Below are 20,068 nucleotides of genomic sequence, written 5' to 3' on the forward strand. Positions count from 1 at the left end.
GGCGGGGTCAGCGGATGATGCCGCGGCGGCGGGCTTCGGCGGTCGCGGCGGTGCGGTTGTCGACGCCGAGCTTGGCGAAGACCTGGACCAGGTGCGACTTGACCGTGGCCTCGGTGATGAACAGCCGGCGGGCGATCGCCGAGTTGGAGTGACCGGCCGCGACCAGTTGCAGCACCTCGGCCTCGCGCGGGGTGAGGCTGGTGCCGGGCGAGCGGACCCGCGACACCAGCCGGGTCGCCACCGACGGGGCGAGCACGGTCTCCCCCGCCGCCGCGGCGCGTACGGCGGCCCGCAGGTCGTCCGGGTCGGCGTCCTTGAGCAGGTAACCGATCGCCCCGGCCTCGATCGCGCGCAGGATGTCGGCGTCGCTGTCGTACGTGGTGAGGATCAGCACCCGGGGCGGACGGTCCAGCCCGCGCAGCCGGGCGGTCGCCTGCGCGCCGTCGATCCCGGCCCCGAGCTGGAGGTCCATCAGCACCACCTGCGGCTGGAGCTCCCCCGCGAGCCGGATCGCCTCCTCGCCGCCACCCGCCTCGCCGACGACGGACAGGCCGGGGTCGGCGGCGAGCGTGGCCCGCAGCCCGGCCCGGACGATGGGGTGGTCGTCCACCACCAGCACAGTGATCATGACGCCTCCTGAGCGGGTTCGACCGGGAGCGGGGCGGTGGCGCTGATCGCGGTGCCCCGGCCGGGAGCCGACTCCACCACCAGCGTGCCGCCGACCTCGGCCAGGCGCCCGCTCATCGCGGCCAGGCCCAGGCCGGTGCCGGTGGAGGCGCCCCCGGGCCGCTGCGGGTCGAAGCCCGTCCCGTCGTCGGCGACATCGACGCGCACCGCGCCGGGCTGGAACGTCAGCGTCACCACGACCTGGTCGGCGGCGGCGTGCGCCCGTACGTTGGCCAGCGCGCCCTGCGCGACCCGCAGCAGCGCGACCGCCACCGGGGTCGGCAGCGGGCACGGCTCGCCGTCGAGGACGAACCGCGCCCGCACCCCGAAGTCGCGCAGGTCGGCGACGACCCGTTCCAGCGCCTCGGGCAGCGGGCGCCCGGCCAGCTCGACCGGGGTCAGCGCGCGGACCAGGCGGCGGGTGTCCTCCAGCGCGCCCCGCGCGGCCCGCTCGGCGGTGTCCAGTTGCGGGCGGGCGTCGGCGACGTCGCGGGCGGCCCGCAGCAGCAGGATGATGCTGGACAGGTTCTGCGCCACGGTGTCGTGGATCTCGCGGGCCAGCCGCTCCCGCTCGGCCAGGATGCCCTCCCGGCGCTCGGTCGCGGCGAGCCGCTGCTGGGCCTCGGTCAGCTCGCGGACCAGGGCCGCGCGGGCCTCGCTCTCGCGGCGCAGCTGCCGGTAGACGGAGGTGCTGACGATCGCGACCGCGGCGCCGAACACCGGCCCGAGCACGGCGGCGGCGTCGAGGCCGCCCCGGTGCAGGCCGACCGCGGCGATCGCGCCGGCGGTCAGCACCGCGACGCCGGGCAGCGCCCACCGGTCCGGCAGCAGCTGGCGGTAGAGCAGGAACAGCGCGAACGCGAGCCAGACGAAGCTGATCGAGACGGTGACCAGCACCGCCCACAGCGCGGTCAGCACCGCCAGCCACAGCACGGCCAGCCGGGGCCCGGCGGCGCGGCGGGACAGGGCCATGCCGACGGCGTACCAGGCGGCGACGGCGAGCGTGGCCGACACGACGGCGACCGGGTGGCGCCCGTCGTGCACGGACTGGCCCGCGCCGACCAGCAGCAGCGCCGCGAACAGGACGTGCTCGGCGCGGCGCAGCAGTTCCGGCGCGTCGATCGGCGCCCTATCCATGGTGTGACCTGCTCATGATGTGACCGAGCGTAGCCAGCCGGGCCGGGGCGGACGTACAACCTTCGACGGGGAAAGGCGTGCGACCTTCGCCTCCCGAGGTCCCGTCGGCGGTCCGATGGCGGGGCGGGCGCGGGCGGCGAGGCTGGGTCGCGTGTTCATCGCCATACGTGACCTGCGCTTCGCGCGCGGCCGGTTCGCCCTGCTGGGTGGAGTGGTCGCGCTGATGACGCTGATGGTCGTCGCCCTGACCGGGCTGACCGCGGGGCTGCGCGCCGCCGCCGTCTCCGCGGTCGACGCCCTGCCCACCGCCTATCTGGCCTTCCAGCAGCCCGCCGACGGGGAGCAGGTGTCGTTCGCGACCAGTGCGCTCACCGCCGACCAGGTGGCCGCGCTGGGGGCGTACCCCCTGGGTATCAGCACCACCCGGCTGGCCGCCGGTGGCCGGACCGTCGCCGTCACCGCGTTCGGCGCCGACGCCGCGCTGCTGCCGCCGCTGCGCGGCGGCGCGCCCGGCGGCCTGGTGCTGCCCGCCGACCTCGCCGCCGACCTCGGCCTGTCCCCCGGCGACACGGTGCTGCTGGGCGGGCGCCCGCAGCCGGTGTCGGCGCTGGCCGCGCCGCTGTCGTTCAGCCACCTGCCGGTGGTGTACCTGCCGGTGCCCGCCTGGCGCGAGCTGGCCCGCACCGACGCGGTGACCGCGGCCGCGCTGGCCGCGCCGCCGGCCGCGCCGGTGCCGGGCACGGTGCTGCGCACCCGCGCCGAAGCCCGCGACGCCGTCGGCGGCTTCAGCTCCGAGCAGGGGTCGCTGGACCTGATGCGGGGCCTGCTGCTGGTCGTGTCGGCCCTGGTCGTGGGCGCCTTCTTCACGGTATGGACGGTGCAGCGCACCCCCGACCTGGCCGTGGTCCGGGCCCTGGGCGCCGGGCGGTCCTACCTGCTGCGCGACGCCGTCGGCCAGGCCGCCGCGGTGCTGCTGGCCGGGGCGCTGGTCGGCGGGGCCGCCGCGACGGGGCTCGGCCTGCTGGCCGCCCGCGCGGTGCCGTACGTCGCCGACGCCGCCACCATCGCCCCGCCGCTGCTGGCCATGGTCGGGGTGGGCCTGCTCGGCGCCGTCGTCGCGGTGCGCCGCGTCGCCGCCGTCGACCCGATCACGGCCCTGGGTGGTGCCCGATGAGCGGGCGCGGCGAGCGGATCACGCGGAGCGAGGTCTCGTCATGAGTCTTGAGCTTGATGAGGTCCGGGTCAGCTACCCGGACGGCGAGCGGCGGCTGACCGCCCTGGCCGGGGTCAGCCTGCAGGTGGCGCCCGGCGAGCTGGTGAGCGTGGTGGGCCCGTCGGGTTCGGGCAAGTCGAGCCTGCTCGCGGTGGCCGGGCTGCTGCTCACGCCCGACGGCGGCCGGGTGCGCGTCGGCGGGGCCGAGGCGGGGGCGCTGCGCGGCGGCGCCCGGGACCGGCTGCGCCGGGAGCGGATCGGGTTCGTGTTCCAGCAGGCCAACCTGCTGCCGTCGCTGACCGCACTGGATCAGCTGCTGCTGGCCGCGCACGTGCGCGGGGAGCGGGTTCGCGCGGCCCGGAGCCGGGCCGAGCAGTTGCTGGAGCGGGTCGGGCTGGCGGCGCGGCGGGACAAGCGGCCGCACCAGCTCTCCGGCGGCGAGCGCCAGCGGGTCGGGATCGCCCGCGCCCTGCTGGGCCGCCCGCGCGTGCTGCTGCTGGACGAGCCCACCTCAGCCCTCGACCACGAACGGGGCGTGGACGTGGTCGAGCTGATCCGGGCCGTCACGGCCGAGCACGGCGTGGCGTCGTTGCTGGTCACTCACGATCAGGCGCACGCGCGCCGGGCTGACCGTACGGTGACGCTGCGCGACGGAGAGCTGTCCTGAAGCGGCGCCGGGGCGCGGCCTGGCGGCCGCGCCCCGGCGAAAGAGTCAGTTCGCGACGAGACCGTCGACCTCGCGCTTGCTGACCTCCTTGCTGACCTCCTTGGAGACCTCCATGACACACCTCCTTGTCCTGTCACGAGGGACGTCCACGTTCCGACGACGGCTGCATGGTCTGCCGCCGGAGGCCGTGAACCTGTATGAGGGGGAGCGTAGCGATAGTTGACTCGGCAGGAAAGATGCCCACTCACCGATCTTTAAAAGCGCATTCCGAAGTGTCCAGATAGACGGTAATGAGTGTCATTCTAGTGACATTTCCGCTGTCCAATGATTGAAAGTGCCGTATTAATCACACTGACGAAGATCATTGTGAGGACGACCCCGGTATTGTGTGCCGTCGATCAGATCACTAGCGTGTGATCCACCGTGGACCGATGTGCGGAGGTGGCGGTGTCGATCCTGTGCGCCGAGGACTACCGGGCCCTGGCCCGCGCGCGCCTGCGCGGCGACGTCTGGGACTTCCTCGACGGCGGCAGCGGCGCCGAGCTCACCGTCGACGCCAACCGGGCCGGCTTCGACCGCGCGCTGCTGCGGCCGCGCACGCTGGTCGACGTGTCCCGGGTCGACACCACGCGCAAGCTGCTCGGCGGGGCGCTGACCGCGCCGCTGGGCGTCGCGCCGATCGCCTACCACCGGATGTTCCACCCCGACGGCGAGACCGCGACCGTCGCGGGTGCAGGGCGGGCGGGCGCGCTCTTCGTGGCCAGCATCTTCGCCAGCCGGACGCTGGAGGAGATGGCGGCGGCCGCGACCGGCCCGCTGTGGCTCCAGCTGTACTGGCTGCGCCACCGCCCCGCCCTGGCCGAACTGGCCCAGCGCGCCCAGCGCGCCGGCTTCCGCGCCCTGGTGCTCACCGTCGACGCGCCGCGCATCGGCAAGCGCCTGCGCGACCTGCGCAACGACTTCACGGTGGACCCCGACGTCCGCGCGGTCAACCTCGACCCCGCCCTGATGACCAGCGCGCACGAGCGCCGCGAGGGCTCCTCGTCCATCGCCGCCCACGCCGCGCTCACCTTCGACCAGACGGTCACCTGGGCCGACCTCGCCTGGCTGAAGGGCGTCACCGACCTGCCGCTGGTGCTCAAGGGCATCCTCACCGCCGAGGACGCCGAATGCGCCGTCGCGCACGGCGCCGACGCGATCATCGTGTCCAACCACGGCGGACGGCAGCTCGACGGCGCGGTCCCCGGGCTGCGCGCGCTGCCCGAGGTGGTCGCGGCGGTGGCGGGCCGCTGCCCGGTGCTGCTCGACGGCGGCGTACGGACCGGACGCGACGTCTTCGTCGCCCTGGCCCTGGGCGCCCAGGCCGTGCTGGTCGGCCGCCCCGCGCTGTGGGCGCTCACCGCGGGCGGCGCCGACGCGGTGACCCACGTGCTGTCGCTGCTCGCCGCCGAACTGGAGCACACCATGGCGCTGACCGGGCGGCCGTCCCTGGCCGACATCGGCCGCGACGCGGTCCTGCCCGGCGAACGCCCGGAAGTCTGAGCGAAGGAGCAGCGAGTCATGGTCAAGCTGGACAGGCGGCGCCTGCACGTGTCGGTGACCGACCCGGTCGCGGCGTCGATGAACTTCCTCAACGAGGTCGCCGGACGCTACCCCGACGCCGTCTCATTGGCCGCCGGGCGGCCGTACGAGGGGTTCTACGACACCGCCGACATCGGCCGCTACCTCGACCGGTACGTCGCGTACCTGGCCGAGCAGGGCAGCGACCCGGTCCAGATCCGCCGCGCCCTGATGCAGTACGGCCGCACCAACGGCCAGATCCACGGGCTCATCGCGCGGATGCTCGCCACCGACGACGGCATCGACGTGCCCGCCGAGGCGGTCTCGGTCACCGCGGGCTGCCAGGAGGCCATGGTCATGGTGCTGCGGGGCCTGTGTGCGGGCCCTGACGACGTGCTGCTGGCCGCCGAACCCTGCTACGTCGGCATCACCGGCGCCGCCCGCATCCTCGGCATCGAGGTCGTGCCCGTGCCCGAGGGCCGCGGCGGGCTCGACCCGGCCCGCGTCGCCGAGACCGCCCGCGCCGTCCGCGACAGCGGCCGCACCCCACGCGCGCTGTACCTGGTGCCCGACTTCTCGAACCCGTCCGGCCTGTGCCTGGACGTGGCCGCCCGGCAGGGCCTGCTGGACGTGGCCGAGGCCGAGGACTTCCTGATCCTCGAAGACGACCCGTACGGCCTGTTCGGCCTCGACGACCGTCCCCGGCCCAAGCTCAAGGCCCTCGACACCCGGCAGCGCGTGGTCTACCTGGGCTCGTTCGCCAAGTCGGTCTTCCCCGGCGCCCGCATCGGCTTCCTCGTCGCCGACCAGACCGTGGTCGACGAGGCCGGGCGGACCACGCTGCTGGCCGAGGAGCTGTCCACCATCAAGAGCATGCTCACCGTGAACACCTCCCCCATCGCCCAGGCGGTGGTCGGCGGCGTCCTGGTCGAGTCCGGTTGCAGCCTGAAGGCCGCCAACGCGCAGAAGATCGCCTTCTACCGGGAGAACCTGCGCGGGCTGGTCGACGCGCTCGACCGGCACCTGCCCGCGCCGTGGCGCGACGAGGTGGGAGTGCGCTGGAACCAGCCCGAGGGCGGGTTCTTCGCCGTGGTCGACGTGCCGTTCACCGCCGACGAGCGGCTGCTGGAGGTGTCCGCCTCCCGGTACGGGGTGCTGTGGACGCCGATGAGCTTCTTCTACACCGACGGCGGCACCAGGTCGCTGCGCCTGTCGTGCAGCTACCTGGACGCCGCCACCGTCGAGGAGGGCGTACGCCGCCTCGCCGCGATGATCCGGGACAACGTCGCGGCCTAGCCGCCCTTCTGCTCGGCGCCGGGCGGCTTGAGCCGCGAGCTGCCCAGCTCCCGCCCGTCCCCGCCGTACGCGGTGCACAGCGGGTAGTGCTCGTCGGACAGCGGCTCCCAGCGGCCTTCGCCGACCGGGGTCGGCTCCGGCAGCGGGCTGCCCCTGCGGACCAGCCAGAAGACGTACACGGTCGGGTCCGCGCTCCACGGGGCGAAGCTGGCTGCGGTCGCCCCGTCGGCTGCCGCGCACACCAGACGGTCGAGCGGGCCGCGGACCGCGCCGAAGTCGATCAGCGTGCCCTGGCCGACGGTCATCTCGCGCAGGTCGAGGAACAGCCTGCCGTCGCCGCCCGCGAACGTGACCCGGTAGTCGACGGCGGCGGGGCCGTCCGGGCCGTACCAGAACTCGTCCAGGTACGGCCGCCCGCTGCCCCAGAAGTAGAGGACCAGCTCCCTTCCGGCGTTCATGACACCCGTGCGGATCGTGTCGCCCACGGGCAAGGCGCTCGGGTTGGGCGACGGCAGCACCGGTGACGCCGGTGTCACGAGCCCGCCGCCCCCCGTCTCCCCGGCGGCGCACCCGCCCAACACCAGTACCGCCACCAGCACCATCAGCCGCCGCTTCCCGATACCTCGCACCCGTCCCCTCCTCCGCCCGCATCTCCGCCCGCACCTCCGGCTCGTCGCATCATAACGGCGGCCGATATATATCGTCTACCGTTTGGCGCCGCGCATGATCGCGGTTTCCGGTCGGGGTTGGCGCCGGTGATCGCGGTTTCCGGTCGGGATGTGGCCGATCAGGGCACGCCTTGACCGAAAACGGTGATCTTTAGGGCTCCAGCTGCCGATGATCGGCGATAGCGGGCGAGACCTCACCGCCGCGAGGCGTGCCGAATCCCTGGAAAGCTGACAAGTTCGGCGTGCTTGACAAGAAAAGTTGTCGGTGACAGGGTCGGAAGCATGCTTGATGTGGCGGTGATCGACGATCCGGCGACCGCCGAGGTCTGCCTGGACCCGGTGCGGGCGCGGCTGCTCGCGGCCCTGGCCGAACCGGCCTCGGCCAGCACGCTCGCGGCCCGGACCGGGCTCACCCGGCAGAAGGTCAACTACCACCTGCACGCGCTGGAGCGGGTGGGGCTGGTGGAGCTGGTCGAGGAGCGGCGCAAGGGCAACATGACCGAGCGGGTGATGCAGGCGACGGCGTCGTCATACGTCATCTCGCCCGCCGCGCTCGCCCCGGTCGCCCCCGACCCGGCCCAGGCCCCCGACCAGCTGTCCGCCCGCTGGCTGCTGGCGCTGGGCGCCCGGCTGGTGCGCGAGGTCGGCGAACTGATCACCGGTTCCCGCGCGGCGCGGCAGCCGCTGGCGACGTTCGCGGTGGACAGCGAGATCAGGTTCGCCTCCGCCGCCGACCGCGCCGCCTTCGCGGCGGAGCTGACCAGGACACTGGCCGGCCTGGTCGAGCGTTATCACGACGAGCACAGCCCCGGCGGCCGCCGCCACCGGCTCGTGGTCGGGCTCCACCCGAGCCTGGTCCCGCCGCCGACGGAGGAGACCGCCGCCGCCACGGCCCTGCCCGCGGCGGCACCGCCCGAACTCACGAGGGAGTAGCGACATGGACGGCACGTTCGAGATCGTGCGCGAAGGCACCCTGGCGACGTCACCGGAGGAATACTGGGACGCCGTCACCACCGGCAACGGCGGGTGGCTGTGGCCGATGGAGTTCGAGCCGCGCGTCGGCGGGCAGGCCGCGTTCGGCGGCACCGTCACCGAGTGGGAGCCGCCGCACCGGCTGTGCAGCCGTATGGAGGCGCCCAACGGCTGGTTCAACCAGGTCGAGCACACCGTCGACGACGCCGGGGACGGCACGGTCCGCTTCAGGTACGTCCACAGCGGCATCTTCGTCGACAACTGGGAGAACCAGTACCACGGCGCGGACGAGCACACCGACTTCTACCTGCACACGCTCGGGCAGTACCTGGCGCACTTCAGCCGTCGCCCGGTCGCGTACGCCTCGGTCGACGGCCCGGCCGCGTCGCTGAACCCGGCCGGGTTCGACACCCTGCGCGCCGCGCTGGGCCTGGGCGCGGACACCCGGCAGGGTGACACGGTCACCGTGGACCTGCCCGGCGAGGGCCCCGCCGAGATCGTCGTCGACTACTGGCACCCGCACTTCCTGGGCCTGCGCAGCGCCGACACGATGTACCGCTTCTTCGGCCGCAACGTCTTCGGCGCCCCGGTCGGCTTCGCCGCCCACCTGTTCGCCCCCGGCGCCGACCCCGACGCGACCCGGAAGTCCTGGCAGCAGTGGCTGGAGGGCGTCTACGCCTGACCCGCGGACCCGGCCGCCCGGGTCAGGTCAGGTGGTGAACCAGGTGCGGAGGTGGGCGGCCGCCTCCTCCTGTGCCCGGCGGCCGTCCGCGAGGTCCCCCGCCATGCAGAAGAACCCGTGGATCATGCCGTCGTAGCGGGTGAGCGTCACCGGGACGCCGGAGTCGGACAGCGTGCGGGCGTACTGCTCGGCCTGGTCGCGCAGGGGGTCGTACTCGGCGGTGATGACCAGGGCGGGCGGCAGACCGATGTGGTCTGCGGCCAGCAGCGGCGAGGCGAGCGGGTCGCCGCCGTCGGCGGGCGAGGTCAGGTAGTGGTCCCAGTACCAGGTGACCGAGGTGGCGTTGAACAGGTACGGGTCGGTGCCCTCGCGCAGCGACCGGGTGCTCGACCGGTAGTCGGTGTTCGGGTACACCAGCAGCTGCCCGACCAGGTCCGGGCCGTGCTCGCGGGCCAGCAGGGTCACCGACGCGGCCAGGTTGCCGCCGGCGCTGTCGCCGCCGACCGCGATGCGGGCCGGGTCGGCGCCGAGCTCGGCCGCGTTGGCGGCGACCCAGGCGGTGACGGCGTGGCAGTCGTGCACCGCGGCGGGGAACTTGTGCTCCGGCGCCAGCCGGTATCCGGCCGCCACGACCAGGCAGCCCGCGGCGTTGGCCAGCGTCCGGCACACCGCGTCGGCGGTGTCGATGGTGCCCAGCGTCCAGCCGCCGCCGAAGAAGTACACCAGCACGGGCAGCGGCTCGCCGAGCACCGGCCGGAAGATCCGGATCGGCAGCGGGCCGCCCGGACCGTCGATGTCGCGGTCGACGACCTCGGCGACGGGCTCGGGCGTGCCGCCCGCGGCCTGGATCGAGGCCAGGTCGGCGGCGCGGGCGTCCTCGACCGACAGCATGTAGAGCTGCGGGGCACCGGAGGCTTCGCGTCGGGCGCGCATCTCCTGGACCTGGGGGTGCAGGGGCACCGTCTCTCCTGTCTGATCGATCGTGCCGGTCTAGTCGATCGTCCCGGCTTCGTACTGGAAGCCCGCGTTGCGGGGGTCGGCGAACAGCTCGCGCAGGGTCGGGTTGAGCGCCACCACGTCGATCCGGTCGGTGAACCAGGCGGCCAGCTCGGTGAGGCGGCGCTCGGCGGTGGCGGCGTCGGCGGTGTGCACGGTGACCTCGCCCATCCGGTAGAACGTGTTCGCGGCCGCGGCCTCGATCCGCTTGCCGACCGGCACGTAGAGGCGGGTGCGGGCGACGTCGGGCTGGGCCGCGATCTCGGCGGCGGTCGGGAAGCCGACGATGACGCCCGGCTTGAGCGGCAGGAACGTGGAGGCCACGACGCCCTCGCGGATGCGGGTCGGGATCTCCGGCAGCGGCTGGAGCAGCGCCAGCGGCCCGTATTCGCCGAGGTCGACGCCGTACTTGTAGCGGATCTGGTCGCGGATCGGGCCGCCGCCGCGGCGGGCGCCGCACTCGCTGAACACGACCCGGCCGTTCTCGGGCTGGTGGAACATCTCCAGGTGGAAGATGCCGTCGACCAGCCCCAGGGCCGCGATCGACTGCTCGATCAGGGGCCGGGCCAGGTCGAACGCCCACTTGTCGGCGGTCGGGTCGAAGCTGAACGTCTGCACGGGCGAGCGCTGCTGCACCGCGCTCAGGCACGGCTGGGCGTAGCGGCCCAGGGCCAGGAAGCGGATGTGGCCGTCGGACATGATGCCGTCGGCGAACCACTCGTCCCCGGGGACGAACTCCTCCAGCAGGAAGTTGCGCGCGCTGACCTTGCCGGCGCGGCACTGGGCGCTGATGCGGACCAGGTCGGCCTGGTTCTCGACCACGTACGTCGACTGGGTGGCCATGCCGGCGACGGGTTTGAGCACGCCGCGGGCGAAGGGCATGGTGAAGCCGTCGGGCAGCTCGCGGATGTCGTCGATGACGGCGTACCCGGTGACGGGCAGTCCGGCTTCGGCGATGCGCCGCTTCTGCAGCGACTTGTCGCGGAACAGTGCCACGGTCGGCGCGGGGACGGCGTTGGCTCCGAGCAGGGCGCCGAGCGCGGCGGCCGTCATCAGCTGCGGGTCGTCGAAGGCGTACACGGCGTCGAAGCTGCCCTCGCCGAACCCGGCGCGGTACAGGCCGTTGAGCGCCGAGTCGACGTTCTTCTGGTCGTCGACGAAGACCGTCCGCACCCGGTCGGGTATCGGGTCGCCCTGGTCCTTGTTGAGCGCTCCCATCAGGACCGTCACGTCGACCGTCGCAGGCAGACCCTCCAGCGCGGTCGGGTCGACGCCGATCATCAGCAGGCGCATGGCGCACGTCCTCCTCACCGGCCGTGATCCGTGATCGTGGATCATCGGCGGGCCGTATCGATCGCCACCGTATCGACGGCGACGCCCCGTGTCCAGGGCGGCACCGTCCGCAGGCGATACGCCCCGGCGGGCCGCAAAAGTCCACAATGCAGGAACACGCGCGGTTGAACGCGGCAGCGGGATGGATCGACTTCGCTGCCGATAAGGCTATGGTCGGTAACCGCCACGACGCGGCACCATGCCTTGCGTAGCGTCGATTCACCCGGAGGAGCACCGTGGGCCTCTCGTCAGCGCCGACCCCGTATCGGCGCCGTGTCGCCATACCCGGACTCGTCGTCGCCGAGGCGATCTCGATCATCGGCGGCCGGATGTCGTTCCTGGCCATCCCCTGGCTGGTGCTGGTCACCACCGGCAGCCCGATCAAGGTCGGCACCGTGGCGGGCGCCGAGGCGCTCGCGTACGTCCTCAGTGGCGTGCTCGCCGCGCCACTACAGGACCGGATCGGCTCCCGGCCGACGTCGATCCTGGCCGACCTGGCCAGCGCCGCCGCCGTCGGCGCGACCGCGCTGGCCGGCCAGCTCGGCTTCCCCGTGCTGATCGCCCTGGTCACCGCCACCGGCGCGCTGCGCGCCCAGGCGGACCGGTCCAAGAACAACGTGCTCAAACCACTGATGGACGCCGCGGGCACCGACTTCACCCGGGTCTCGTCGGTCCGCGAGGGGGTGCTGCGCACCTCGGGCCTGATCGGCGCGTCGGTCGGCGGGGTCGCGATCGCGGCGCTCGGCGCGCGCGGGGCGATCTGGCTCGACGCGGCAAGTTTCCTGGTCGCGGCGCTGATGGTGTGGTTCTTCGTGCCCGATCCGGCCGCGCTGCCGGGCGCCAAGGAGGAACAGCCGCAGGCCGAGCCGTACTTCGCGGCGCTCAAGGGCGGGTTCGACTACTACCGCTCCGAGCCGCTGCTGCGCGCGGTCACCAGCATGTTGTTCTTCACGAACCTGTTCAACCAGGCCAGCGCGGTGGTCTTCGTGCCGATGTGGGTGCTGACGGTGCTGCACTCGCCGGTGGCGCTGGGGTCGGTGGCGGCGGCGTACGCCATCGGGATGATCGTGGGAAGTGTCGTGTTCGCGACGCTCGCGCCGTACCTGCCGCGCTACCGGGCGGTGGTGTTCGGCTACATGGTCGGCGGGGCGCCCCGGTTCCTGATCTTCGCGATCACGGACAACCTGACCGTGATCCTGATCGTGACGTTCATCAGCGGCATCGTCATGTGCTCGCTCAATCCGACCATCGGCGCCGTCATCTACCAGCGCGTTCCCGGCCCGATGCTGGCCCGCGCGGGCGGGATCATCATCGCCATCTCGTACGCCGGGATCCCGCTGGGCGGCCTGGCCGGCGGCCTGATGGTGCAGGAGCTCGGCCTGATCAACGGCGTGCTGCTCACCTCGGTGCTGTATTTCGCGGTGTCGCTGGCGCCGATCGTGCGGCACCGGGTCTGGCGCCAGCTCAACGACGCCGGGGCGCGCGGCCCGAAAACCGACGGCAGCGCGCTGCCCTGGGGGTATGCGCTGGGCCCGGCCGCCTTCGGCCCCCGGGTCACCCTGAGCTACGTCGACGGCCGGTGGTCGGTGCAGGCCCGCCAGGGCGGCCGGCGGCTGCTGCGCCCGCGCCCGGTCGCGCCGAAGGCGGCGATGCACGCGCTGGCGCAGCTCGACGTGGCGCCGGTGCACGAGGCCGTACGCGAGCTGGTGAACCGCGACCATGCCGCCGCCGAGCGCAGGGCTCTTCGCAAGCGGGCCGAACTCGATCGGATGGAATCGACGATGATGGAAATAGAGACGACCTTGCGGGCCCCGCATCTGCCATAGAAAGTCCAAATTTTGCCTGGTCCAAACAGGAATCGTCTGATCTTGAACGACCATTGCAAGTACGTCGATTCGCTTGTAGTCTCCGGATTCACCGAGGCCGGTTGGGGGCACCCGTCCACGGTTCGACAATCACCGATCTTTTGTGGCGGGGACTTCTCCATGAGCAACAACGGCTGGGCCACCGGTGCACCCCTGACCGCCAGCGCGGACTGGGTCGACGAGATCCTTCTCGGCGGCGCGGACCGCGACGTCTGCCTCCACTTCGGCGCGCCGGTCGACCGGGCCGCGCTGCGCCACGCCGTGGCCGACCGCCAGGCCGCGCTGACCCGGCTCGGGCTGGCCCGCGGCGGCTCCGTCGCGCTCCAGCTCCCGCCTTCGCTGGCGTACGTGGCGAACCTGCTCGCCGCGTGGCGCATCGGCGCCCAGGTCGCGCTGCTGGACCATCGGCTGACCCCGTTCGAGACCGAGCGGGCCCTGGACCGGCTCGCCCCGCAGGTGCTGGTGAGCTACACCGGCACCGTCCCGGGCGGGCTGCGCGCCTTCTACGACATCGCCGACCTGGCCACCGCCCGCGAGACCGGGCGGCCCGCCGAGACCGGCCACGCGGTCATCCAGCTCAGCTCCGGGTCCACCGGCCCGTCCAAGGTCATCGCCCGCACCGCCGAGCAGCTCGTCGCCGAGGTCGACCGGTACACCCGCATCGACGGGGTGCCGCTGCCGGGCGAGCGCGTGGTGCTGCTGGCCTCGGTCGTGCACGTGCTGGGCCTGGTCGGCGGCCTGCTCTACTGCCTGCACGCGGGCACCGAGCTGGTGCTGCCGGAGCGGCTGACCGTCGACGCGATCCTCAAGGCCGTCGCCGCGGGCGAGGCCCCGACCACCCTGCTGGGCGTGCCGTTCCACACCGAGCTGCTCGCCTCGGCGGTCGAGCCGCCGAAGCTGCCGCAGCTCAAGCGCATGACCACCGGCGGCGAGCTGGTGCGCGCCGAGGTGTCACAGCGGTTCGTGGACCGCTACGGGATCATCCTCGGCAACATGTACGGCATGACCGAGGTCGGGGTCATCGCCACCGACCTGTACGGCGCCAACCGCCCCTCGCTCATGCCCGTGCCCGGCCTCGCCGTGCGCGAGCAGGACGGCCAGCTGCTGGTGTCCGCGCCCAGCTCTCCGTACATCGGCCTGGTCGACCCGACCCGCTGGGCCGACGGCTGGCTCAACACCAAGGACGCCGGGCAGGTCGACCCCGAGACCGGGCTGATCACGGTGCTGGGCCGGCTGGACTCGCAGGTCTCCGTGGGCGGCCTCAAGGTGGACCTGACCGAGGTCGAGCACACCCTGGCCGCGCTGCCCGGCGTCGAGGGCGCCGTCGTGATCTTCGACCAGGGCATCGAGGCGTACGCCGTGGTGCCCGACCCTGAGGCCGCCGCGGCGCTGGAGGGCGAGCTGGCCAAGCGGCTGGCCCCGTTCAAGCGCCCCCGCGAGCTGCACATCGTCGCCCAGCTCCCCCGGACGGCGACCGGCAAGCTCGTCCGCGACCACACGGTGCTGCGCACCGCCGAGTGACCTGCCCCGAGCGCGCGTCAGCGCTCGACATCACCGCCAGGACGAGTCCTCGCCGGGCCGTCCACAAGGGAAGGAAGATCCGATGAGTGCCGAGGTACGCCAGTTCATCATCGCCGCGATCGCCGAGATGAACTACCCGGTCGACGACGTCGACGCCGACACCCCGCTCGGCTCCGCCGGGGTCGACCTGGAGTCGCTGGCAGTCGCCGAGCTCTCGGTGCGCGTCGAGGACACGTACGGCGTGAAGTTCAGCGACGAGGAGGCCGAGCAGATGGCGGCGATGACCGTCGGCGAGTTCGCCGACGCCATCATCGAGCGCGGCAACCTGGCGAGCGCGTAATGAGCGGGTCGGTGCCGGGCCGCGACGAGGTCATCGCGATGCTCGCCACGTACGGTGAGCGCTCGCCGGACCAGATCCGCGAGCGCATCGACTCCCTCGAACTGGCCTGGCTGGTGCACCAGGTGGAGCAGCGCTACACGGTCAGCCTCGATCTGGAGGACGAGGCGCTGATGCGGATGACGTCGGTGACCGGTGCCGTCGAGGTGCTGACCGAGGTGTTCGCGGAGCAGGCCCGTGGCTGACCTGCCCGGCCGTGGCGACCGGCAGCCGGTGGTGCTCACCGGCCTGTCGGTGCTCAGCGCGTACGGCCGGGGTGCCGACGCGCTGCTGGCCGGGCTGACGGCGGGCCGGCCGGCGTTCGCGCCGGTGACCCGCTTCGACGTGTCGAACCGCCGGGTGGGAGTCGGTGCGCTGCTGCCCGGCGCGCCGGTCCTCTTTGACGAGCTGCTCGCCACCGTGGACGAGGCGTGCGCGGGCGCCGGGCTCGACCCGGCCGCCCGGGGCACCACCACGCTGCTGCTGGCGGTCCACGGCGACCCGACCGGGTCGCGGGTGAGCAGCCCCGACGTGACCGGGCACCGCACCGGCGCGTTCACCGCCGCGCTGGCCGACAAGGCGGGGCTGGCCCCGGGCGCGCGGACGTACACCAGCGCCTGTGTGGCGGCCAGCAGCGCCGTCGCCGACGCGGCCGCGCTGGTGGCCAACGGACTGGCCGAGCGGGTCGTGGCCGCCGCCGGCTACCTGGTCGACCCGGACCAGTTCGCGCTGTTCGACGCCGGGCGGGCACTGGCCGTCGACGGCGCCGTACGGCCGTTCAGCGCCGGGCGCAAGGGACTGCTGCTGGGCGACGGGGTCGCCGCGGTCGTGGTCGAGTCCGCGGCCGCCGCCGCCGAGCGCGGCGCCGAAGTGCTGGCCAGGCTGGCCGGCTGGGGGCGCGCGGGCGACGGGTACCACGTGGTGCAGCCGCGGCCCGACGGCGCCGGGCTGGCCCGCGCGATCGGCGCGGCGCTGGCGCGGGCCGGGCTGTCCCCGGCCGACATCGGGTACGTCAACGCGCACGGCTCCGGCTCCGCGCAGAGCGACGCCGCCGAGGCGGCCGCGCTGGCGCTGGCGCTGGGCGAGCACGCGGCCACGGTGCCGGTGAGCTCGACGAAGTCGCTGCACGGGCAGGCGCTGGAGGCCTCGCCGCTGCTGGAGCTGGTCGCCACGGTGCTGTCGCTGCGCCACGGCGCGCTGCCGGTGAACGCGGGCTACCTCGGTCCCGACCCCGACTGCCCCCTGAACGTGATCACCGAGGGACCGCTGGAGCGCTCGCCGTCGTACGCGCTGAGCCTCAACGCCGCCTTCGGCGGCGCCAACACCGCGCTGCTGGTGGGTGCGCCGTGACCACCCCCGAGACCACGGAGATCCTGCTCCCCCGCCAGCGCGTGCCGCAGGCGGCGCCGCGGCCGTCCGGGCTGGCCGAGCTCGTCGAGCTGGCGCGCGGGGCGTGGCCGGAGTCCGACGCCGACACCGAGCCGCCCGCGCTGGCCGGATTCGTGCTGTCCAGCTTCAGCCCGCTGGTCGCCGAGGCCGCCCGCCGCTGCCTGACCCGCGCGCACGGGCAGCCGCCCGCACCCGGCGGCCAGGCCACCGCCGTCATCATCTCGACCACCACCGGCGACGTCGCCACCGCGCTCAGCGTGGCCAGGGCGGTCGACACCGGCCAGCGGCTCGGCCCGCTGCTGTTCTTCCAGGCCGTCCCCAACGCGGTGGCCGGCTACGTCGCGGCGCGCTGGGAGCTGGGCGGGCCGGTGCTGTGCCTGAGCCCGGCCGGGCCCGGCGACGCGCTGGCCCTGGCCCTGGCCGAGGGCCTGTCCGCCGCGCGGCTGCTGCTGGCCGACGGCGACGCCGACGCGGCCCTGGTGATCGCGGCCGAGCAGGCCACAGACGACGGCGAGCGCGACCGCGCGCTGGCCGTGCTGGTGCGTACCGAAGTGAACGAAGGAGTCAACTGATGAGTTCGAACCTGCGGGCGATCCTGGCCGCCGACGCCGACCTGGGCGCCGGCAACGTCATCACCCGGCTGCTGGCGCACGGCGCCGATCCGAACGGCCCAGGGCTCACCTTCGATGTCGACGTCGACGGGCACCCGGCCTGGCAGCCGCTGACCCTCGGACAGCTCGACGAACGCGTCGCGGCCCGCGCGGCCTGGCTGCACCAGCACGGCGTCGGCTGGCGCGACGTGATCGCGGTGTACGCCTCGACCTCGGCGGACGTGCTGCTGACCTTCCTGGCCTGCAACCGGATCGGCGCGATCCCGGCGCTGCTCAACGGCAACCTGAGCGGCGAGATCGCCACCGAGTACATCCGCCGCCTGCGCGCCACCGCCGTGCTCGTCGACGCGCCGCACGCGCAGCGCCTGGAGGGCCGCGACTTCGGCTCGCGCATCCTGGGCGACATCACGACCACCGGCAGCGGCGACCCGGCGCTGGCGCCCGAGCCGTACCGGCACCACAAGGACGACCCGATCTCGATCACGCACTCCTCCGGCACCACCGGCCTGCCCAAGGCGATCGTGCACTCGCACACCACGCTGTTCGAGGCGACCCGCCGCATCCGGCTGTCCGGGCCGCGCGCCCAGGGCACCGAGCGGGTCCTGTGCGCGCTGCCCTCGGCGCACACCGCGGGCATCCTCTCCATCAACCAGGCCCTGTGCAACCGTGCCGAGCTGGTGTTCCTGTCCTCGCAGCGCGGCGAGTACGTGCTCGACGCGATCGAGCGGTTCAAGCCGACCGGCGTCTTCGGGTTCGCGGTGACCTGGGCCGACATGGCCCGCCACGACCTGACCAAGCGCGACATGGACTCGGTCGCGATCTGGTTCAACACCGGCGACTGCGCGCACGAGGCGCACATCCGCCCGCTGGTCAACGTCGGCAGCCACAAGACGGTGACCCGCGAGGGCGTGACCACGGTGTCCGGCTCGATGTTCATCGACGGCATCGGCTCGACCGAGATGGGCCACTCCGCGTTCCACATCACCCACCGCAAGGACACCGAGCGGTACGGCCGCTGCATCGGCCGCCCGCACGTCTTCGCCGACGTCGCGGTGCTCGACGCCGAAGGCGAGCCGCTGCCCGCGGGCGTGGTCGGCCACCTGGGCCTGAAGTCCCCGACGGTCATGCTGGGCTGCTGGAACGACTCGATCACCACGTTCCGCACCCGCCAGCGCGGCTACTACCTCACGGGCGACCTGGTCTTCTACGGCGAGGACGGCTACTACTACCACGTCGACCGGGCGGTGGACTCGGTCGTGCTCGACAGCGGGCACTGGCTGCACACGTCGTACACGGAGGAGAAGATCCTCGCGACCTGCCCGGACGTGCTCGACTGCACCGTGGTCGCGGTGCGTGAGGCCGGGGTGGTCGTCACCGACGTCCTGCTGCTGCTGCGCGCCGACGCCGACGCGGGCGCCGACCGGACCGCGCAGATCACCGCCGCGCTGGGCGAGCACGCCGCGCCGACGCTGCGGAAGATCACCGCGGTGCACGACGACGACATCCCGACCGGCGCCACCGGCAAGGTGCGCAAGCTGGTGCTGCGTGAGCGCGCGCTGACGGGTGCCGCCTGATGGACCGCCGGCCTGACATCGTCGTCACGGGAATCGGCCTGGTCACCCCGGTCGGGCAGGATCTGGAGCAGATCTTCGAGGCGCTGTGCACCGGCCGCTCCGGCCTGGTGCGCACGCCCGAGGGGCACCCCGCGCAGGGGTCGCTGGAGGTGATGGGCAAGGGGCCCGACATCTCCGCCGCCGACGTGCTGCCCGGCCCGGAGTCGCGCACGCTGGACCGCTACATCGTGCACGCGCTGGTCGCCGCCGAGCTGGCGATGGCCGACGCGGACCTGGTCGTGGGGCGCGACGTGGACCCGTACCGGGCCGCGACGGTGGTCTCCGGCACGGGCGGCCTGGCGACGCTGGAGTCGCAGGTGGTGATCCGGACCCAGAAGGGCAGGCTCGGGGTCAGCCCGTATCTGCTGCCGGGGATGCTGCCGAACATGGCCACCGCCCGCATCGCCATCAAGTACGACCTGCGCGGCTACAGCTCCTCCATCGGCACCGCCTGCGCGGCCGGCGCCCAGTCGATCGCCGAGGGCATGCGCATCCTGCGCAACGACGAGGCGGACGTGGCGATCGTGGGCTGCGGCGAGGCGCCGCTGTTCCCGACCCTGGCCGACACCTTCGGCAACACCCGGGCCCTGGCCAAGGGGTGGGCGGAGGACCCGACCGCGGCCAGCCGCCCGTTCGACCGGCGCCGCAACGGGCTGGTGCTGGCCGAGGGCGCGGGCGTGTTCGTGCTGGAGCGGGCCGCCGACGCGGACGCGCGCGGGCGGGCGGCGTACGCCACGCTGCACGGCTGGGGCGGCACCACCGACGCCCACCACCCGACCACGCCGCGCCCGGACGGCGAGGGCCAGTCGGTGTGCATGCGCCGGGCGCTGGCGGACGCGGGGCTGACCCCGGCCGACATCGGCTACCTGAACGCGCACGCCACCAGCACGAAGCTCGGCGACATCGCCGAGTCGCTGGCGGTCAACGCGGTGTTCGCGGGGGCCATGCCGCCGGTGAGCTCCAACAAGGGCGTCACCGGGCACATGCTCGGCGCGTCCGGCGTGATCGAGGCGGCCGCGACGGTGATGGCGGTGGGGCGCGGGATCCTGCCCCCGACCGTCAACCTCGAAGACCCCGATCCGGCGTGCGATCTCGACCATATTCGTGGCAAGGCCCGGCATAATGCGATCACTTTTGCTCTGTCCAATTCATTCGGATTCGGCGGACATAATGTGAGCCTTGTCCTGGGTCGACCCACCACGCGACTCAGCCGTTTCGGTGATTAGCACCTCCTGAAAACGGCCGGAGGAATCGGAAAACTGTCGCAATTAAATATTTGCGTAGCTAGGTATTGAGACGAGAAAGCCGGGCAGCTAGCGTGACAGACGACAGGTAAGTGGAGCCGGTGCCGGGGGCACCGGGCCGACCTGCCGATACGGACGTCACAGGGGCACGACGGCCAATCGGAGCATGGCGAATGATCGGCCCACCGCGAAAGTGGTGGGCCGAGCGAAGCCATGCCCCGGAGGACCCGATCCGAGCCCATGCCACCCGGCGCGAGGAG

At 73.2% G+C, this 20,068-nt stretch carries 19 protein-coding genes; 14 read left to right on the forward strand and 5 right to left on the reverse strand.

Annotation, left to right across the window (positions count from 1 at the left end; all coding sequences use genetic code 11):
- Nucleotides 1-7 precede the first annotated feature (7 nt).
- Together Cs7R123_RS12955 and Cs7R123_RS12960 are read right to left on the reverse strand one after the other, a co-directional pair.
- Nucleotides 8-628, reverse strand: coding sequence for a response regulator transcription factor (locus Cs7R123_RS12955; protein ID WP_212826399.1), 621 nt, complete (start codon nt 626-628; stop codon nt 8-10).
- A complete protein-coding gene (locus tag Cs7R123_RS12960; RefSeq protein ID WP_212826401.1) occupies nt 625-1,803 on the reverse strand; it encodes a sensor histidine kinase in 1,179 nt (392 codons plus the stop codon). Before Cs7R123_RS12960 ends, Cs7R123_RS12955 begins: the two co-directional genes overlap by 4 nt.
- Nucleotides 1,804-1,954: 151 nt before the next feature.
- On the opposite strand from Cs7R123_RS12960, the gene Cs7R123_RS12965 reads away from it, so the two are divergent.
- The 4 genes from Cs7R123_RS12965 to Cs7R123_RS12980 all read left to right on the forward strand — a co-directional run bounded on the left by Cs7R123_RS12965 (nt 1,955) and on the right by Cs7R123_RS12980 (nt 6,539).
- Complete coding sequence (locus Cs7R123_RS12965) at nt 1,955-2,977, forward strand: FtsX-like permease family protein (RefSeq protein ID WP_212826403.1); 1,023 nt, start codon at nt 1,955-1,957, stop codon at nt 2,975-2,977.
- 40 nt (nt 2,978-3,017) lie between these two features.
- Complete coding sequence (locus Cs7R123_RS12970) at nt 3,018-3,683, forward strand: ABC transporter ATP-binding protein (protein WP_212826405.1); 666 nt, start codon at nt 3,018-3,020, stop codon at nt 3,681-3,683.
- 423 nt (nt 3,684-4,106) lie between these two features.
- Nucleotides 4,107-5,225: an alpha-hydroxy acid oxidase gene (locus Cs7R123_RS12975; RefSeq protein WP_244871793.1), complete on the forward strand. Its 1,119-nt coding sequence runs from the start codon at nt 4,107-4,109 to the stop codon at nt 5,223-5,225.
- 18 nt (nt 5,226-5,243) lie between these two features.
- Nucleotides 5,244-6,539, forward strand: a complete 1,296-nt coding sequence (locus Cs7R123_RS12980) for a PLP-dependent aminotransferase family protein (RefSeq protein ID WP_244871794.1) — start codon at nt 5,244-5,246, stop codon at nt 6,537-6,539.
- On the opposite strand, the gene Cs7R123_RS12985 is transcribed toward Cs7R123_RS12980, so the two are convergent.
- Entirely contained in the window at nt 6,536-7,168 is a 633-nt protein-coding gene (locus Cs7R123_RS12985; protein WP_212826407.1) for a hypothetical protein, read from the reverse strand. The genes Cs7R123_RS12980 and Cs7R123_RS12985 overlap by 4 nt on opposite strands.
- Before the next feature lie 321 nt (nt 7,169-7,489).
- Between Cs7R123_RS12985 and Cs7R123_RS12990 the strand changes: the two genes are divergently transcribed.
- Complete coding sequence (locus Cs7R123_RS12990) at nt 7,490-8,140, forward strand: helix-turn-helix domain-containing protein (RefSeq protein WP_212826409.1); 651 nt, start codon at nt 7,490-7,492, stop codon at nt 8,138-8,140.
- A gap of 4 nt (nt 8,141-8,144) precedes the next feature.
- Nucleotides 8,145-8,861: an SRPBCC domain-containing protein gene (locus Cs7R123_RS12995; RefSeq protein WP_212826411.1), complete on the forward strand. Its 717-nt coding sequence runs from the start codon at nt 8,145-8,147 to the stop codon at nt 8,859-8,861.
- A gap of 27 nt (nt 8,862-8,888) precedes the next feature.
- On the opposite strand, the gene Cs7R123_RS13000 is transcribed toward Cs7R123_RS12995, so the two are convergent.
- Entirely contained in the window at nt 8,889-9,794 is a 906-nt protein-coding gene (locus tag Cs7R123_RS13000) for an alpha/beta hydrolase (protein ID WP_212829128.1), read from the reverse strand.
- A 57-nt stretch (nt 9,795-9,851) separates the two neighbouring features.
- The gene (locus Cs7R123_RS13005; RefSeq protein WP_212826413.1) at nt 9,852-11,150 is read right to left on the reverse strand and encodes an acetyl-CoA carboxylase biotin carboxylase subunit family protein; all 1,299 of its coding nucleotides are present in this window, start codon (nt 11,148-11,150) and stop codon (nt 9,852-9,854) included.
- Nucleotides 11,151-11,425: 275 nt separating this feature from the next.
- On the opposite strand from Cs7R123_RS13005, the gene Cs7R123_RS13010 reads away from it, so the two are divergent.
- From Cs7R123_RS13010 to Cs7R123_RS13045, 8 genes are all read left to right on the forward strand, one after another.
- Complete coding sequence (locus Cs7R123_RS13010; protein WP_212826415.1) at nt 11,426-13,015, forward strand: MFS transporter; 1,590 nt, start codon at nt 11,426-11,428, stop codon at nt 13,013-13,015.
- Nucleotides 13,016-13,174: 159 nt separating this feature from the next.
- Nucleotides 13,175-14,575 carry a class I adenylate-forming enzyme family protein gene (locus Cs7R123_RS13015; RefSeq protein ID WP_212826417.1) on the forward strand — a complete coding sequence of 467 codons (1,401 nt, stop codon included), beginning with the start codon at nt 13,175-13,177 and terminating at the stop codon, nt 14,573-14,575.
- An 82-nt stretch (nt 14,576-14,657) separates the two neighbouring features.
- The gene (locus tag Cs7R123_RS13020) at nt 14,658-14,915 is read left to right on the forward strand and encodes an acyl carrier protein (RefSeq protein WP_212826419.1); all 258 of its coding nucleotides are present in this window, start codon (nt 14,658-14,660) and stop codon (nt 14,913-14,915) included.
- The gene (locus tag Cs7R123_RS13025) at nt 14,915-15,157 is read left to right on the forward strand and encodes a hypothetical protein (protein ID WP_212826421.1); all 243 of its coding nucleotides are present in this window, start codon (nt 14,915-14,917) and stop codon (nt 15,155-15,157) included. The genes Cs7R123_RS13020 and Cs7R123_RS13025 overlap by 1 nt, the downstream gene beginning before the upstream one ends.
- Nucleotides 15,150-16,301 carry a beta-ketoacyl synthase N-terminal-like domain-containing protein gene (locus Cs7R123_RS13030; protein WP_244871796.1) on the forward strand — a complete coding sequence of 384 codons (1,152 nt, stop codon included), beginning with the start codon at nt 15,150-15,152 and terminating at the stop codon, nt 16,299-16,301. Before Cs7R123_RS13025 ends, Cs7R123_RS13030 begins: the two co-directional genes overlap by 8 nt.
- On the forward strand, nt 16,298-16,912 hold the full coding sequence (locus tag Cs7R123_RS13035; RefSeq protein WP_244871797.1) for a hypothetical protein: 615 nt from the start codon (nt 16,298-16,300) through the stop codon (nt 16,910-16,912). Before Cs7R123_RS13030 ends, Cs7R123_RS13035 begins: the two co-directional genes overlap by 4 nt.
- Nucleotides 16,909-18,525 (forward strand): class I adenylate-forming enzyme family protein, encoded by a 1,617-nt coding sequence (locus tag Cs7R123_RS13040; RefSeq protein WP_212829131.1) that lies wholly within the window; start codon nt 16,909-16,911, stop codon nt 18,523-18,525. The genes Cs7R123_RS13035 and Cs7R123_RS13040 overlap by 4 nt, the downstream gene beginning before the upstream one ends.
- Nucleotides 18,525-19,790 (forward strand): beta-ketoacyl synthase, encoded by a 1,266-nt coding sequence (locus Cs7R123_RS13045; protein WP_212826422.1) that lies wholly within the window; start codon nt 18,525-18,527, stop codon nt 19,788-19,790. Before Cs7R123_RS13040 ends, Cs7R123_RS13045 begins: the two co-directional genes overlap by 1 nt.
- Nucleotides 19,791-20,068 lie beyond the last annotated feature (278 nt).

The organism is Catellatospora sp. TT07R-123, assembly GCF_018327705.1.
Lineage (GTDB): Bacteria > Actinomycetota > Actinomycetes > Mycobacteriales > Micromonosporaceae > Catellatospora.

What these genes read in the sequence shown, in the direction of transcription:
- Cs7R123_RS13025 (WP_212826421.1), top strand. Translation starts at nt 14,915, where the DNA reads ATGAGCGGGTCGGTGCCGGGCCGCGACGAGGTCATCGCGATGCTCGCC.
- Cs7R123_RS12955 (WP_212826399.1), bottom strand. Translation starts at nt 628, where the DNA reads ATGATCACTGTGCTGGTGGTGGACGACCACCCCATCGTCCGGGCCGGG.
- Cs7R123_RS13020 (WP_212826419.1), top strand. Translation starts at nt 14,658, where the DNA reads ATGAGTGCCGAGGTACGCCAGTTCATCATCGCCGCGATCGCCGAGATG.
- Cs7R123_RS13045 (WP_212826422.1), top strand. Translation starts at nt 18,525, where the DNA reads ATGGACCGCCGGCCTGACATCGTCGTCACGGGAATCGGCCTGGTCACC.
- Cs7R123_RS13005 (WP_212826413.1), bottom strand. Translation starts at nt 11,150, where the DNA reads ATGCGCCTGCTGATGATCGGCGTCGACCCGACCGCGCTGGAGGGTCTG.
- Cs7R123_RS13000 (WP_212829128.1), bottom strand. Translation starts at nt 9,794, where the DNA reads ATGCGCGCCCGACGCGAAGCCTCCGGTGCCCCGCAGCTCTACATGCTG.
- Cs7R123_RS12960 (WP_212826401.1), bottom strand. Translation starts at nt 1,803, where the DNA reads ATGGATAGGGCGCCGATCGACGCGCCGGAACTGCTGCGCCGCGCCGAG.
- Cs7R123_RS12990 (WP_212826409.1), top strand. Translation starts at nt 7,490, where the DNA reads ATGCTTGATGTGGCGGTGATCGACGATCCGGCGACCGCCGAGGTCTGC.
- Cs7R123_RS12970 (WP_212826405.1), top strand. Translation starts at nt 3,018, where the DNA reads ATGAGTCTTGAGCTTGATGAGGTCCGGGTCAGCTACCCGGACGGCGAG.
- Cs7R123_RS13015 (WP_212826417.1), top strand. Translation starts at nt 13,175, where the DNA reads ATGAGCAACAACGGCTGGGCCACCGGTGCACCCCTGACCGCCAGCGCG.
- Cs7R123_RS12980 (WP_244871794.1), top strand. Translation starts at nt 5,244, where the DNA reads ATGGTCAAGCTGGACAGGCGGCGCCTGCACGTGTCGGTGACCGACCCG.
- Cs7R123_RS12995 (WP_212826411.1), top strand. Translation starts at nt 8,145, where the DNA reads ATGGACGGCACGTTCGAGATCGTGCGCGAAGGCACCCTGGCGACGTCA.